Raw genomic sequence first — 13117 nt, forward strand, 5'->3', positions numbered from 1 at the left:
GGCAAAATGGCCGATAGCATGCAGTTCGACCTCGTCTCGCCGGAGCGGAAGCTGATTTCCGTCCCGGTGCGCGAGGTGCGCCTGCCGGGCACCGAGGGCGATCTGACCGCCATGCCCGGCCACGCGCCCGTCATCGTCACCTTGCGCCCCGGCCTTGTGACCGTGGTCGCCGATGATGGTGCCAGCAGCGAATTCGCCGTGACCGGCGGATTTGCCGAGATCAATGGCGAATCCGTCAGCCTTCTGGCCGAGCGCGGACATCCCCGTGAAGAGATCACCCAGGAGATCTTCAACGAGATGATGACCGAGGCGCTTCGCAAGAAGAAGGCTGCCGAGAAGAAGGCCGAAACCCATTCGGCCGGCGAAGAATTCGTCACCGCCGCTATCAAGCTGCTGGCGGATATGGAGGCCCTGGGCACCCATATCGGACTGGATCCCAATCAGGCCTCTGTGCCTGATTGATTCCTGTCCGAACGCGCTTTGGCAGCAGTGTTTCCATAGCCCCGGCCAAGTGCCGGGGCTTTTGCGTGAACCGTAACGTGCCTGTGCTTTTCCGGTGCCTTAAGGAAACCCGGAATGCCGTGGAATTTCAGCCTTCCTCTTCGGGAAAGGCCTTCTTGCAAGCCTGGACATAGGCCTTCGCCTGATCGGCCAGCTCGGCCTTGCGCGCGGCAAGACCGTCGCGCTTGCGGGATTCGGCTGCGGGATCGATGGGCACCCGGTAACGCTCGGTATCCACGTAATCCCGCCAGCACGGGGTATAGGTGGCATGAACATTGCCGTCCTTGTCGCGATAGAAATCACGGCACTGCGTCAGCCTGTCGCGTATCACCTGCCGCTCTTCCCATGCATATCCTCGTGCCAGATTGCCCTCGACCTTTTCCAGCAGGCGGCTGACATTGCGATATTCCCGGGTATGCTTGCTGATACAGCGCTCTTGCGGTGTGCCGCAGGCCGCAAGCAGGAATGGCAGGGAGGCGATCAGGAAAAGGGCGGAGTTGCGTGGCATGACCGGTCTCATTACAGCGAATGAGACAATGCTAACCGCCCGGACATGGGTTTGACAATTCACTATCGAGGGTCACATGGACGATCAACGCCGCCGCGCCGCCGATTGGTTCCGCGAATTGCAGCAGCGGATCACGCAAGCCTTCGAGGCGCTGGAGGATCGCGGACCGGAAGATGCCGCCGCCGGCCGCTTCACGGTCAACCCGACCGAGCGCGGGGAAGGCGGCGGCGGGGGACTGATGGCGGTCATGCGCGGCGGGCGCGTCTTCGAGAAGGTCGGCGTGAACTGGTCCGAGGTCCATGGCACGCTGTCACCCAAGGCGCAATCCGCGATGGCCGCGCGTGGTGTGCCGGGAATGGAAACCGATCCGCGTTTCTGGGCAAGCGGTATCAGCCTCGTGGCACATATGCAGAACCCTCATGCCCCCGCCGTCCACATGAACACCCGGATGTTCTGGACCCCGGGCGCATGGTGGTTCGGCGGTGGCTCTGACCTGAATCCCTGCATCGAATATCCCGAGGATACCGCGCATTTCCATGATACACTTCGTGCCGCCTGCATGCCTCACGGCGCCGATTACTACGCGCGTTTCAAGGCATGGGCGGACGAATACTTCTACATTCCCCATCGCGGCCGCGCACGCGGTGTCGGCGGTATTTTCTACGACGATCTGAACAGCGGTGACTGGGAGGCCGATTTCGCCTTTACCCGGGCCGTGGGCGAGGCTTTCCTGCCCGCCTTCCTGCCCCTGGCCGAGAAACGCATGGCGCAGACATGGAGCGAAGCCGACCGGGAGGCGCAACTGATCCATCGCGGGCTCTATGCCGAATACAACCTGGTCTATGACCGGGGAACAAAATTCGGACTCGAGACCGGCCATAATCCCGATGCCGTGCTGATGAGCCTGCCGCCGCTTGCGAAATGGCCATAGGTCAGGCCCGCTCGTCCTTGGGGCTGTCCATCACGACATGGGTGGTCATGGTAGCGATCCACGGAAAATTGCCCAGCACATCGGCGTGAAACTGTTTATAGGCGACCAGATCCGCGACCTCGACCCGAAGCAGGTATTCCACCGTGCCGGTGATGTTATGGCATTCGCGCACTGCGGGCGCGGCAAGGCATAGCTGTTCGAATGCCTTTTGCGTCCCGGTCGAGTGTTTCGACAACCCGACCGTAACATAGGCCGTAAAGCCCACGCCCCGCGCCTGCGGATTGATGATCGCCCGGTAACCCGAGATGATCCCGCGTCGCTCCAGATCCTGAACCCGGCGCAGGCAGGCAGAGGGCGACAGTCCGACCCGCGCCGCCAGTTCGGTATTGGGCAGGCGGCCATCGCGGCGCAGCTCGCGCAATATCCTGTCGTTGATATGATCTTCGATATGCATGGATTGTGTATAAACCTTTAGCGGAACCATCTTTGCATGATAATTGCGCCTGTTTCGCGTTATTATTGCGTCAATGAGCGGGGTGATGCAATGAATACCGATCTGCTTCTGGCCCTTGCGGGCTTTGCCTTTGTGACCTCGGCCACGCCGGGACCCAACAACATGATGCTGATGGCCTCGGGCGCAAATTTCGGGGTCCGGCGGACGATACCGCATATGCTGGGCGTTGCATGGGGTTTCGCGCTGATGATCGTGCTGGTCGGGCTGGGGATCGACCGGCTGATCGCCGCGAACCCGGCGCTGGAATCCGCGCTGAAATGGATCAGCCTGGCCTATATGCTGTGGCTGGCATGGAAAATCGCCAATGCCGCCCCACCACAACAAGCGTCCGGGACACAGCAGGCACGTCCCTTCACCTTTCTGCAGGCTGCCGCCTTCCAATGGGTGAACCCCAAGGCCTGGGCAATGGCATTGGGGGCGCTGTCGGCCTATGCGGCGGGGGTCGGCGGGGCGCTGGTCGTCGGAGCGGTCTTTGCGGTCATCAACCTGTCCAGCGTGTCGATCTGGGCCATATCGGGGCAGGGGCTGCGCCGCCTTCTGACCACACCGGTGCGGCTGCGGCTGTTCAACATCACCATGGCGGTGCTGCTGGTGGCCTCGATGCTGCCGGTGCTGTGGAAATAGGTCAGCGTTTCAGCGCGTGGCCCGCGCCATGCTGTTCCCATTCTCCATCCGGCACGATCACCAGCTTGCCCAGGAAATCCGCTCCGCGCTCCACGAAAAGACGCTCGGCCTCGTGCAGTTCCGACAGCTTCATGGTCCCGGCCAGCACCGGGCGCAGCCGTCCTGCGCGGATCCATTCGATCAGTTGTTGCGCCTCGGCCCGGGTGCCATGCGAGACGCCGAAGATCTGCACCTGGTTCAGGTAGATCTGGGTCCAGAGGACTTGCGTCACATTGCCCGCCGAAGCCCCGGCGATGGCCAGACGTGGAGGAGTCCTGCGCGCGCCCAGGTCACGGCACATCGCGTCGATCAGCCCCGGAGTGATGTCTCCGCCAACCAGATCCATTACCGCGTCGACGATACGTCCGCCGGTCGCCCACGTGATATCGGCAGGCCAGTCCGTCACCTGCTTGCGGTCGATCACCGTCTCTGCCCCGAGGGCGCGCAGTGCCTCGGCCTTGCCGGGACCCGAGACCGCATGCGGCACCGCCCCGATCACCCGGCAAAGCTGGATCAGCGCCGTGCCGACCCCGCCAGACGCGCCGGTGATCAGGACATGCTCGCCCTCGCGTATCCCGGCAGAGGTCAGCATGTGATAGCCCGTCTGCCAAGAACACATGCCAAGGCTGGCAAGTTCCGCATCCGAAAGATCGGGATTCGGGACATGATGGACCTGATCGGACGGGAAAACACCGTATTCGGCAAAGCCGCCATCCGCGCCATGACCGTAATAATCCGGCGTCAGGTTCAGATGCGGGTCGTCGCCGCGATAAATGTTGAAATCCAGCAGGCAGCGCTCGCCGATCCGCGTGGGCGGCACGCCCTCGCCTACGGCCACCACATGGCCCACGACATCCGCCCCCTGGATACGCGGAAATCGCAGCGTTTCGCCTGCCATCCGGAAACTGGTCGCCTCGCCGGTTTCATGCGTGGCGTAAAGCCCCTCGCGGACCTTGCGGTCGGTATTGTTCTTGGCGGTGGCGGTGATGCGCAGCAATACCTCGCCCGGTCCCGGGTGCGGCACCGGGATATCGGTCCGCCATTCCAGGGCATCGATCCCGCCGTGACCTGTCAGAACCATTGCGCGCATATATTGTGGAATCATGATCATGCTCCTTTTTCAACGCGGTCCCGATGGTGACAATGCCGGTCCTTCGGGGAAAGAGAACCGGCCGTGACAAGCAGGGCCGCGCAATCGGCGGCCCCGCGCAAACGCCCGTTATGCGCCCCAGGGCCCGTGCGGATCGTCGCGCCCGTCGAGCCGTTCGAACCCATGCGCGCCAAAGAAATCGCGCTGCGCCTGGATCATGTTGGCGGTGCCGCGCGCCGTGCGCATCATGTCGAACCATGTCAGGCCCTGCGCCAGCGCGGGCAGCGGGTGGCCCTGTGCCAGCCCCTCTGACACGACCCGGCGCAGAGCGGGCAGGGCCTCTTCGATGCGCGAGGCGAAGCCGGGCGCCATGATCAGGTTACGCCCGGGATTCTCGGTCAGCGCCTCGGCCATGTCGTTCAGCATCGTCGAGCGGATGATGCAGCCGGCGCGCCAGACGCGGGCGATATCGGGCAGGGGCAGGGACCAGCCGAATGCTTCGGAAGCTGCCGAGATCATCGCGAAGCCTTGCGCATAGCACAGGATCTTGCCCGCGATCAGGGCGCGTTCCAGCAGGTCCTCGTCAAGATCGCAAGGCTGGGGGGCGGGGCCGAAGCGTTCCTCGGCTGCCTTCCGCTCTGCAAGCCGGGCCGAGACGTTGCGCGCCATCACGGCGGCCTCGATCACCGGGATAGGGGCGGCAAGATGCTGCGCCTCGATGGCGGTCCAGCGGCCGGTGCCCTTCTGGCCGGCGCGGTCGAGGATCACGTCGAGCATCGGCTGGCCGGAATGCGGATCCGGGGCGTGCGCGACCTTGCCCGAGATCTCGATCAGGTAGGATTGCAGCGGGCCGTCATTCCAGCGCTCGAAAATCCCGGCGATGCGGTCGGCGGGCAGACCCATGCCGTCGCGCATCAGGCCGTAGATCTCGGCGATCATCTGCATATCGGCATATTCGATGCCGTTATGGACCGCCTTGACGAAATGCCCGGCCCCGGCCTCGCCCATGCGGGTGGCGCAGGGGGTGCCGTCCTCGGCCCTGGCGGCGATGGCGGTCAGGATCGGGGCGATGCGGTCCCAGTCCTGCTGCGCGCCGCCGCCCATGATCGAGGGGCCGTGCCGCGCGCCATCCTCGCCGCCAGAGACGCCCACGCCCAGAAAGCGCATCGGCAGGCCGGCCTCGGCGCGGCGGTTGGTGTCGTGGAAATTGGCATTGCCCGCATCGATCACCAGGTCCTGCGGGTCGAGCAGCGGCGCCAATGCCTCGATCTGCTGATCCACCGGGCTACCCGCCGGCACCATCAGGATGATCGCGCGGGGAGGTTTGATCGCGGCGACCAGTTCCTCAAGGCTTTCCGTCGGGATCACGCGGGTGGCGAGTTCGCCCGCCCCGGCATGGAAATCGCGCGTCACCTGCGCGGTGCGGTTATAGACCGCGATGGGAAAGCCCTTCTCCGCGATATTCAGCGCCAGCGCCGATCCCATGGTTCCAAGCCCGATCAGCCCGATATCCGCCTCTGCCATGATGTTTTCGCCTTTCATCGTGATATCTGTATCCCCGGCGGTTTCGCCCGTTTGCTCATGCCGCCGTCAGGTGCCGCAATCCATGGGTCACATCGGCGCGGATGGCAAGGCGCAGGGCGGGTTCGTCCCCGGCGCGCAGCGCCGCCAGGATCATCCGGTGATGGCGGGGCGGCTCGTTTCGGCGGACGCGGCCGTAAAGCTGCCGCATCGTCGGGCCGAGCTGCAGCCAGATCGTTTCCAGCATGGCCAGCATCAGCGGCGCCTGCGCCCGCAGGTAAAGCATCCGGTGAAAATCCAGGTTGCAGCGGATATAGCCGACCGCATCGTGACGCTCGACCGCGTCACCGATCTGCGCATTCACCGTGGCCAGCCGGTCGATCAATGCGAAATGGGCGCGGGGCAGGGCGCGGGCAGCCAGTTCCGGCTCGATCAGGGCGCGCATGGCGGCCAGTTCCTCGATCCGCTCATCCGACAGTTCCGGCGTGGAGATCCGGCCCGAGCCCGACAGGGTCAGCGCCCCCTCGGCCACCAGCCGCCGCACGGCCTCGCGCGCGGGGGTCATCGACATGTGATATTCGCGCGCCAGTCCACGCAGCGTCATCGCATGGCCGGGCGGCAGTTCCCCCAGCATGATGCGGCTGCGAAGGCTGCGGTAAAGCCGTTCATGCGCGGCGGGATCGGCGGGGCGGGCGGAATTCATGGCCGATATGTGATCACAAGCACCCGCCCCGTCAATCGCGGAATTGCCATGCCAGCAATTCATTGCCGTGCCGGCGCAGCCAGTCGCGATATGGCTTGTGGCCGGGCATCAATGCCTCGACCTGCGCCCAGAAGCGTGGCGAGTGATCCATATGCGCCAGATGCGCGACCTCGTGGGCGGCGACATAGGTCAGCACTCCGGGCGGTGCCATGGCCAGCCGCCAGGAAAACATCAGCCGCCCATCGGAGGTGCAACTTCCCCATCGGGACCGGGTGTCGCGCAAGGTGATCGCGCGGTATTCGCGCCCGAGATCCGCGGCGAAACCGTCGCAGGCGCTGTGCAGGCGCTGCAGGGCCAGGTGCCTCAGGAATGCCTGTATGACAGGCGCGGCGGGCCGGTTCCCGGGGATCAGCAGGGAGTTACCCTCTATCCGGGCACCGCGTATCGGAAAGGGCGTGACCCGCATCGGGCGCCCCTCGACGGGCAACAGCACTCCGGCATCGACAGGCTGCGCCACGATCTGGCGGGAGGTGGCCCGGCGCAGCCATTCGGCCTGCGCTTCGGCAAAGGCGCGGCCCTCGCTCAGGCTGACCCGGCGCGGCAATGTCAGCACCGGATCTCCGCCTGCGCGGGGCACGCGCAGGGTCATCCGCCGCGCCCGCGCCGAACGGCGCAACGCGATACGGAAGCCGCTGGAGGTCGTGATGGTCTCGGTCACCGCAACTGCCTCATACCCGCGGTCAAGAAGAAAGCCTTTGACACCCCCCGGACCTTGTGGCAGGGGATCGCGAAATTCCCTAATCGCGGCGGAAGGAGATTACCATGCCCAAAGAGGAATGGGGCACGAAACGCCTGTGCCCGCATTGTGCGACCCGGTTCTATGACCTGAACAACGATCCGATGACCTGCCCGGCCTGCGGCAGCCAGATGACCATCGAAAGCCTGAGCGAAGGGCGCACCAAGGCGCTGGTCAGCGAAAAGACCTCGTCGGACAAGGATGACGACGATCTGGTCGATGACGACGATGATCTGGATACCGATGGCGGAGATCTGGACGACGATCTGCTGGAAGACGATGATGACGACGGCGATGTTTCGCTGGACGACATCGCCGATGTGTCGGACGACGAAGAGGAATGATACCGGGCCCGGCGGTCCGTATAGGCGGGCTCTGTGATATTTTCACCATTGAAAGGAAAATACCGCGATGTCTCTGAAGTTTCTTTCCCGCTATGCGCCCTATGCGCTGAGCCTGCTGCGCGTTGTCGCGGCGCTGATTTTCATGGCGCATGGCACGCAGAAAATCCTCGGCTTTCCCGCCAGTGACATGAACCCGGGCGTGATGTCCCTGCCATGGATCGCCGGGGTCATGGAGCTTGTCGGCGGCCCGCTGCTGATACTGGGTCTCTTCACCCGCCCTGTGGCGTTCCTGCTGTCGGGCCAGATGGCCTTTGCCTATTGGATGGTGCATGCCCCGCGCAGCCCGTTCCCGGTTCTCAATGATGGCGATGCGTCTATCCTTTACTGTTTCGTTTTCCTCTACCTGTTCTTTGCCGGCCCCGGTCCGGTCAGTCTCGATGCCCGGGCGGGCCGGGCCTGACGGAAATCATCCATACAGCTGGGAAACGGGGCTTCGTGCCCCGTTTTTCATATGCTGCCCGGTGTCGGATCGGCCGCGGATCGCAACGGCGAAAAATCACCCCCGGATCACAAATTTTCCGCTTGCACCCCGGCTGTCAGCCCCCTATACGACCCTCCACGCAGGGTGATCGAGATACCTTGCGAGACCTCCGGTGGGGCCATAGCTCAGTTGGTAGAGCGCTTGAATGGCATTCAAGAGGTCAGGGGTTCGACTCCCCTTGGCTCCACCAGTAAAATCAGGAAATCCAAACGAATGCAGAGGCACTGCCTGCCGTTTGGGGCATGGTGAGGCGTTTTGCTCGCAGGATATGCCGAGCGCGGGCTCGCCATGAATTTCTGCGGTTCCTGACAGAAAAGCCGCAGCGGATCGATTAAGGAATGACGGTCCGCTCCGAGCACGGAGTTACTATTCGTAGTGGATGACGCCGCCACCCGCATCGGCACCAAGCCGCCGCTCCGGTGGAGCGGTTTTACACTGCCGCTCTTGAAAGTGCGATAGCTTCGGCAGGATCACATCAGCCGGATGAAAGACAGTGGCCGCAATGAATGAGAATCCCGCGTTTCGCGCCGCATTGCGATGCCTTCCTGGCTTGGATTTGATAACCTACATCGTTTCGGTTTTTCGTTGAAACACCGAAACGATGTAACTTTTTGTTTTTACCCATTTCCGGACGCAAAACCGGTATCCACTTTTGCTGGAAATGCTTTAACCCGGCGAGGCGATCGCATGGGAGACTACTCGAAAGCCCCGGTTCGGGAGAGAGAATTTCCGGGCAAACCAGCATGGCGAAGCTTCCACGTCAATCGCAACGGCTCCAAGTCGACCTTACGGCACGACAAGTCGCGCACCTTCCCATCGCCCGGATTCCACGGCCTGATGGACCAGCTTCGTGATCAGCGCAGAGATACGCTCGCGCAGAAAAGTCGGCCGCGTATCCAGCGGCGAGACGAGATGCAGTGTCCGGATCGGGCGGGGCTCGGTCACGGGGCGGGCGATCAGCTGACCGTTGCGCAGCTCTTCGCTGACCAGAACCTTGGGGGCCAAGGTGCAGGCCAGCCCTTCATTCAGTGCGCTGAGCGTGCCGGCGATCGACGCCAACTGTATGCGCGCCCGCGCCTCCAGCCTCGCCAGTTCGGCAGGGCGATCAACCAGCGCGCGGGACAATGAGCCGCTTTGCAGCAGGGCAAGCGGTAATTCGGCCATCTCCTCCAGCCGGATCGGCTCTTGCGTGTCGCCGACGATATCCTTGTGTCCGATACAGAAAAGCTCTTCTTCCAATAGCGGCATGCGGGATGTCCGGGCGTCCTGAGGCGGGTTGAATATCAGCGCTGCTTCGATTTCGCCCGATTGCAGCGAATTATAGGTTACGCCGGAAAGGCTTTCGCGGATCAGGAGCCGGACTTTCGGCAGGTCAGTGAGGACGGTGCGCATCAGGGCCCCACCGATCACCTTGATGATCGAAAACGACATTCCGATCGAGATGTTGCCGGATATTTCCGCCTGACCGTGCCTCAGATCGGAAACTGCGGTTTCAATCGCCGCCAGAATGGAGCGTGCATGCTCCAGCAATTTCAGACCGGCCGCGGTGGGCTCCATGCCCCTGGGTTTGCGCGTGAAAAGCTTCGTGTCCAGTTCGATTTCAAGCGCCGTGACATGATGGCTCAGCGCCGAAGCGGCAATATTGCAGTGATCGGCCGCATGCGAGAGATTCCTGAACTCGCAGATGGCCACGAAATACCTGAGCTGTCGCGTATCCATGATTCATTCTATATAACAGAACGTATGGTTCTAAAGGATATTATTTTCTGATCTCTGCAATTGCGCCATTGTCCCGTCCAACGGATTTATTGGGAGGATGCGATGGCCGGGACCCTGCCGCTCGAAGATGTGCGTGTTGTCGAGATGAGCCATATGGTCATGGGGCCGTCCGCCGGGATGTTTCTGGGCTTCCTCGGCGCCGAGGTGATCAAGGTCGAACCCCCGCAGGGCGACAAGACGCGTAACCTGACCGGAATGGGTGCCGGTTTCTTCCCGACCTTCAATCGCGGCAAGAAATCGGTGACATTGAATATCAAGGATGCAGGCGATCTTGCCAGGCTGCATGCGCTGTTGAAGACCGCCGATGTATTCGTGGAGAATTTTCGCGATGAAACGCTGGCCAGAATGGGGCTGGCACCGGATCAGTTGCGCCAGTCGCATCCGTCGCTGATCGTCGCCTCCTGCAAGGGGTTCCTGAAAGGACCCTATGAACAACGCGCGGCGATGGATGAGGTCGTGCAGATGATGACGGGCATGGCCTATATGACCGGCCCGACCGGCCGCCCGCTGCGCATCGGATCTTCGGCCAATGACATCATGGGCGGGCTGTTTGCCGCTTACGGTGTGCTGGGTGCCCTGATCCAGCGCCAAAAGACGGGCGAGGGCGCCGCGGTCCGTTCCGGCCTGTTCGAGAACTGCCTGCTGCTGGTCGCCCAGCACATGGTGCAGTTCGATATAGAAGGCACGGAATCGCCGCCGATGCCGGAACGCGTATTCTCCTGGCCGGTTTATGACCTGTTTCCGACCAGCGATGGCCGCCAGATATTCGTTGGCGCCGCAACGGACGGGCAGTGGCAGAAGCTGTGCAAGGGGCTTGGCCTTGATCATCTGCTGGAAGATCCGCGCCTGCAGACCCGCCCGGACCAGATCGCAGCGCGTGACTGGACATTGCCGCAGATCGCGGAGGTCGTGGCCTCGCGCTCCTATGACGAAACACTGAAGATCATGGAGCAAAACGGGCTGTTATATGCGCCGGTCGCACGCCCCGCCGAAATGTATGACGATCCGCATGTGAATCGTCCCGGGGGGCTGTTCGAATCCCGCTACGAAGAGAAAAAGGGCTTCCGGGCTCCCGGTGTGCCGGTCGAGATCGAGGGCCGCCCGGTCGTGTCGCGAAACGTCGATATTCCGTCGATCGGTCAGCACAATGACGAGATTCTGGCCGGGCTGAATATGGAGGCCGCAGACTGATATGGCCGATCCGAACAGTATTTACCCCGGGGACCGCATCGCCATTCGAGAGGTCGGGCTTCGCGACGGGTTGCAACTGACGAAGTCCTGGCCCTCGACCGGGCAGAAAACCGAATGGATCGACCGTGGATATGCTGCGGGTGTGCGCTATTTCGAGATCGGTTCCTTCCTGCCTGCCGACAAGATGCCGCGCTTCGCGGATGTGCGCGACGTGATTTCCGCCGTTGACCGGCATGAAGGTGCGCATGGCATCGCCCTGGCGTTGAATCAGCGGGGTGCGACCGATGCGCTGGCGACGCCGGTGGGGGAGATCACCGTGGTCGTCTCTGCCAGCGAGGCGCATAACAGGGCAAATGTCCGGCGCAGCCAGGAGGAAAGCCTCTCCGAGATCGCCAATGTCGTGAAACTGCGCGACGCGGCGGGCAAAACGACCATCATCAATGCCGGCATTGCCATGGCCTTCGGCTGTTCGCTGTCGGGCGAGGTGCCCGAGGATGACGTGATGCGAATGGTGGATCGCTGCTTCGAGGCCGGGGTGGACATGGTCGGGCTGGCCGATACGGTCGGCTATGCCGGGCCGCGCCAGATTGCTTCCCTGTGCAGGCGGATGGAGCAGCGTGTGACCGGGCTTCCTTACGTGATCCATCTGCACGATACGCGTGGCATGGGCATCGCCAACGCCTCCGCTGCGCTCGATTCCGGTTGCCGGGTATTCGATGCTTCGCTGGCGGGCCTGGGCGGTTGTCCCTTCGCGCCCGGTGCGACCGGGAACGTTGTATTGGAGGACCTGATCTTTCTGGCTGAAACCAAGGGGTTCGACACCGGGATCGATGTCGAACAAATCATCGCGATACGCTCCATTCTGCAGGACGCAATGCCGGAGGAAGAGCTTTACGGCGCACTGGCGAAAGCCGGGCCGCCGAAAACGTTGAACTGGCGAGCGGCGACGGCCTGACATCATCGCTGTCGCGGGAGAGACGGCGCCGGTTCATGGGATTACATGATTTCAACGGGAGGAAACACGCAATGAATATCAGGCTTCTTTCGGCCGCATCGGCGGCGTTGATGGCCATGGGTGCGGTGGCCGGACCGGCCAGCGCCCAAACCGCGATGCGCTGCAGTCACCAGTTGCCACCGGCCCATCAGGTTGCGAAAGTCATCGACCGTTGGGCCGAAAGGGTCGAGGCGCTGTCGGAGGGCGAGATCGATGTTCAGATATTCGGTGCCGACAGTCTTGTTGGTGCGGGTGAAAATATCGTCGCGGTCGCCAAGGGCGATATCGAATGCGCCTTTTCGGTGCAGTTCCAATGGGGCAAGACCCTGCCCATCATGACCGTGACCACCGCGCCCTACGCGTTTTCGGACGTGAGTATCTGGCGGAACTGGGATGGTTCTGATGCGGCAAAGCTTCTGGAGGAAAAACTGCGCGAGAAGGGCGTCGAGAATGTCGCCTGGTTGTTCCAGACCAACAGCTCGGTTTTTTCGTCGAACGGCAAGTTCCTGAAGGTGCCGGAAGATTTCAAGGCCATGAAGCTGCGCGGCCTGACCCCCGCCTTCGATGCGGGACTGGCTGCCCTGGGCGCGGCACCCACGGCCCTGCCCGGATCGGAAGTTTACCAGGCACTGGCCACCGGCATTATCGACGGTGCGATGACCGGCACCGATGCTGCCGTTTCGCGCAAATATTACGAGGTGCAGGATCATTTCGTGGTGTCTCCGGTGATCTCGGTCTTTTTCCACGGCTATGTGAATCCGCAATTCCATGACGGCTTGTCCGACAAGGCCAGGGCCGCGCTGGATCAGGCCGGCAGCGAAGCCGCAGTCTGGGCGGTCGAATCCGCCGAAGAGGTTCTTGCGGCGGCTCCGGCAGAACTCGAAGCCAAGGGCGCACAGGTTCACATCGCCACCGAAGAAGAGAACGCGGCGATGGAGGCGGTGATGCGGCCGGCTTTCGACGAGGCATTCCAGGCCGATGACCCGGATAGTCAGAAGCTGCTGGGCCTGATCGATCAACTTCGTTCGGGGTCGTGAGGCC

General features: G+C 62.7%; 15 protein-coding genes and 1 tRNA gene. 9 read left to right on the top strand and 7 right to left on the bottom strand.

Annotation, left to right across the window (positions count from 1 at the left end; genetic code table 11):
- Window positions 1-6 precede the first annotated feature (6 nt).
- Window positions 7-462 carry a F0F1 ATP synthase subunit epsilon gene (locus C9E81_RS18150; RefSeq protein ID WP_122113770.1) on the top strand — a complete coding sequence of 152 codons (456 nt, stop codon included), beginning with the start codon at window positions 7-9 and terminating at the stop codon, window positions 460-462.
- A 127-nt stretch (window positions 463-589) separates the two neighbouring features.
- Here the strand turns inward: C9E81_RS18150 and C9E81_RS18155 are convergent, their stop codons facing one another.
- Entirely contained in the window at window positions 590-1009 is a 420-nt protein-coding gene (locus tag C9E81_RS18155; RefSeq protein ID WP_122113771.1) for a hypothetical protein, read from the bottom strand.
- A gap of 76 nt (window positions 1010-1085) precedes the next feature.
- Between C9E81_RS18155 and hemF the strand changes: the two genes are divergently transcribed.
- Entirely contained in the window at window positions 1086-1940 is an 855-nt protein-coding gene (hemF, locus tag C9E81_RS18160) for an oxygen-dependent coproporphyrinogen oxidase (protein WP_166461971.1), read from the top strand.
- A gap of 1 nt (window position 1941) precedes the next feature.
- On the opposite strand, the gene C9E81_RS18165 is transcribed toward hemF, so the two are convergent.
- The gene (locus C9E81_RS18165) at window positions 1942-2394 is read right to left on the bottom strand and encodes an Lrp/AsnC family transcriptional regulator (RefSeq protein ID WP_122113773.1); all 453 of its coding nucleotides are present in this window, start codon (window positions 2392-2394) and stop codon (window positions 1942-1944) included.
- Window positions 2395-2484: 90 nt separating this feature from the next.
- Between C9E81_RS18165 and C9E81_RS18170 the strand changes: the two genes are divergently transcribed.
- Window positions 2485-3078, top strand: a complete 594-nt coding sequence (locus C9E81_RS18170; protein ID WP_122113810.1) for a LysE family translocator — start codon at window positions 2485-2487, stop codon at window positions 3076-3078.
- Between the two features lies 1 nt (window position 3079).
- Here C9E81_RS18170 and C9E81_RS18175 read toward each other — a convergent pair whose 3' ends face one another.
- The 4 genes from C9E81_RS18175 to C9E81_RS18190 all read right to left on the bottom strand — a co-directional run bounded on the left by C9E81_RS18175 (window position 3080) and on the right by C9E81_RS18190 (window position 7149).
- Window positions 3080-4222, bottom strand: a complete 1143-nt coding sequence (locus tag C9E81_RS18175) for an alcohol dehydrogenase family protein (RefSeq protein ID WP_243698716.1) — start codon at window positions 4220-4222, stop codon at window positions 3080-3082.
- Window positions 4223-4336: 114 nt separating this feature from the next.
- Window positions 4337-5731 carry an NADP-dependent phosphogluconate dehydrogenase gene (gene gndA, locus C9E81_RS18180; RefSeq protein WP_122113811.1) on the bottom strand — a complete coding sequence of 465 codons (1395 nt, stop codon included), beginning with the start codon at window positions 5729-5731 and terminating at the stop codon, window positions 4337-4339.
- A 55-nt stretch (window positions 5732-5786) separates the two neighbouring features.
- The gene (locus C9E81_RS18185; protein WP_122113775.1) at window positions 5787-6431 is read right to left on the bottom strand and encodes a GntR family transcriptional regulator; all 645 of its coding nucleotides are present in this window, start codon (window positions 6429-6431) and stop codon (window positions 5787-5789) included.
- A 31-nt stretch (window positions 6432-6462) separates the two neighbouring features.
- A complete protein-coding gene (locus C9E81_RS18190) occupies window positions 6463-7149 on the bottom strand; it encodes a M48 family metallopeptidase (RefSeq protein ID WP_243698717.1) in 687 nt (228 codons plus the stop codon).
- A gap of 104 nt (window positions 7150-7253) precedes the next feature.
- Between C9E81_RS18190 and C9E81_RS18195 the strand changes: the two genes are divergently transcribed.
- The 3 genes from C9E81_RS18195 (at window position 7254) to C9E81_RS18205 (ending at window position 8302) form a co-directional block, all read left to right on the top strand.
- Window positions 7254-7571 (top strand): TIGR02300 family protein, encoded by a 318-nt coding sequence (locus C9E81_RS18195; RefSeq protein ID WP_122113776.1) that lies wholly within the window; start codon window positions 7254-7256, stop codon window positions 7569-7571.
- A 67-nt stretch (window positions 7572-7638) separates the two neighbouring features.
- Window positions 7639-8031 carry a DoxX family protein gene (locus tag C9E81_RS18200; RefSeq protein WP_122113777.1) on the top strand — a complete coding sequence of 131 codons (393 nt, stop codon included), beginning with the start codon at window positions 7639-7641 and terminating at the stop codon, window positions 8029-8031.
- Window positions 8032-8226: 195 nt separating this feature from the next.
- Window positions 8227-8302 (top strand) — tRNA-Ala (locus C9E81_RS18205).
- A 596-nt stretch (window positions 8303-8898) separates the two neighbouring features.
- Here the strand turns inward: C9E81_RS18205 and C9E81_RS18210 are convergent.
- Complete coding sequence (locus tag C9E81_RS18210) at window positions 8899-9831, bottom strand: LysR family transcriptional regulator (protein WP_122113778.1); 933 nt, start codon at window positions 9829-9831, stop codon at window positions 8899-8901.
- A gap of 102 nt (window positions 9832-9933) precedes the next feature.
- On the opposite strand from C9E81_RS18210, the gene C9E81_RS18215 reads away from it, so the two are divergent.
- From C9E81_RS18215 to dctP, 3 genes are all read left to right on the top strand, one after another.
- The gene (locus C9E81_RS18215; protein ID WP_122113779.1) at window positions 9934-11082 is read left to right on the top strand and encodes a CaiB/BaiF CoA transferase family protein; all 1149 of its coding nucleotides are present in this window, start codon (window positions 9934-9936) and stop codon (window positions 11080-11082) included.
- A gap of 1 nt (window position 11083) precedes the next feature.
- Window positions 11084-12037 carry a hydroxymethylglutaryl-CoA lyase gene (locus C9E81_RS18220; protein ID WP_122113780.1) on the top strand — a complete coding sequence of 318 codons (954 nt, stop codon included), beginning with the start codon at window positions 11084-11086 and terminating at the stop codon, window positions 12035-12037.
- A gap of 71 nt (window positions 12038-12108) precedes the next feature.
- The gene (gene dctP / locus C9E81_RS18225) at window positions 12109-13113 is read left to right on the top strand and encodes a TRAP transporter substrate-binding protein DctP (RefSeq protein ID WP_122113781.1); all 1005 of its coding nucleotides are present in this window, start codon (window positions 12109-12111) and stop codon (window positions 13111-13113) included.
- Window positions 13114-13117 lie beyond the last annotated feature (4 nt).

The organism is Paracoccus alkanivorans, assembly GCF_003697785.1.
GTDB classification, from domain to species: Bacteria; Pseudomonadota; Alphaproteobacteria; order Rhodobacterales; family Rhodobacteraceae; genus Paracoccus; species Paracoccus alkanivorans.

Coding starts and splice junctions, on each gene's coding strand:
- C9E81_RS18165 (WP_122113773.1), bottom strand. CDS start 2,394: ATGCATATCGAAGATCATATCAACGACAGGATATTGCGCGAGCTGCGC.
- C9E81_RS18185 (WP_122113775.1), bottom strand. CDS start 6,431: ATGAATTCCGCCCGCCCCGCCGATCCCGCCGCGCATGAACGGCTTTAC.
- C9E81_RS18200 (WP_122113777.1), top strand. CDS start 7,639: ATGTCTCTGAAGTTTCTTTCCCGCTATGCGCCCTATGCGCTGAGCCTG.
- gndA (WP_122113811.1), bottom strand. CDS start 5,731: ATGGCAGAGGCGGATATCGGGCTGATCGGGCTTGGAACCATGGGATCG.
- C9E81_RS18155 (WP_122113771.1), bottom strand. CDS start 1,009: ATGCCACGCAACTCCGCCCTTTTCCTGATCGCCTCCCTGCCATTCCTG.
- C9E81_RS18195 (WP_122113776.1), top strand. CDS start 7,254: ATGCCCAAAGAGGAATGGGGCACGAAACGCCTGTGCCCGCATTGTGCG.
- C9E81_RS18175 (WP_243698716.1), bottom strand. CDS start 4,222: ATGATTCCACAATATATGCGCGCAATGGTTCTGACAGGTCACGGCGGG.
- dctP (WP_122113781.1), top strand. CDS start 12,109: ATGAATATCAGGCTTCTTTCGGCCGCATCGGCGGCGTTGATGGCCATG.
- hemF (WP_166461971.1), top strand. CDS start 1,086: ATGGACGATCAACGCCGCCGCGCCGCCGATTGGTTCCGCGAATTGCAG.
- C9E81_RS18220 (WP_122113780.1), top strand. CDS start 11,084: ATGGCCGATCCGAACAGTATTTACCCCGGGGACCGCATCGCCATTCGA.
- C9E81_RS18215 (WP_122113779.1), top strand. CDS start 9,934: ATGGCCGGGACCCTGCCGCTCGAAGATGTGCGTGTTGTCGAGATGAGC.
- C9E81_RS18210 (WP_122113778.1), bottom strand. CDS start 9,831: ATGGATACGCGACAGCTCAGGTATTTCGTGGCCATCTGCGAGTTCAGG.
- C9E81_RS18170 (WP_122113810.1), top strand. CDS start 2,485: ATGAATACCGATCTGCTTCTGGCCCTTGCGGGCTTTGCCTTTGTGACC.
- C9E81_RS18150 (WP_122113770.1), top strand. CDS start 7: ATGGCCGATAGCATGCAGTTCGACCTCGTCTCGCCGGAGCGGAAGCTG.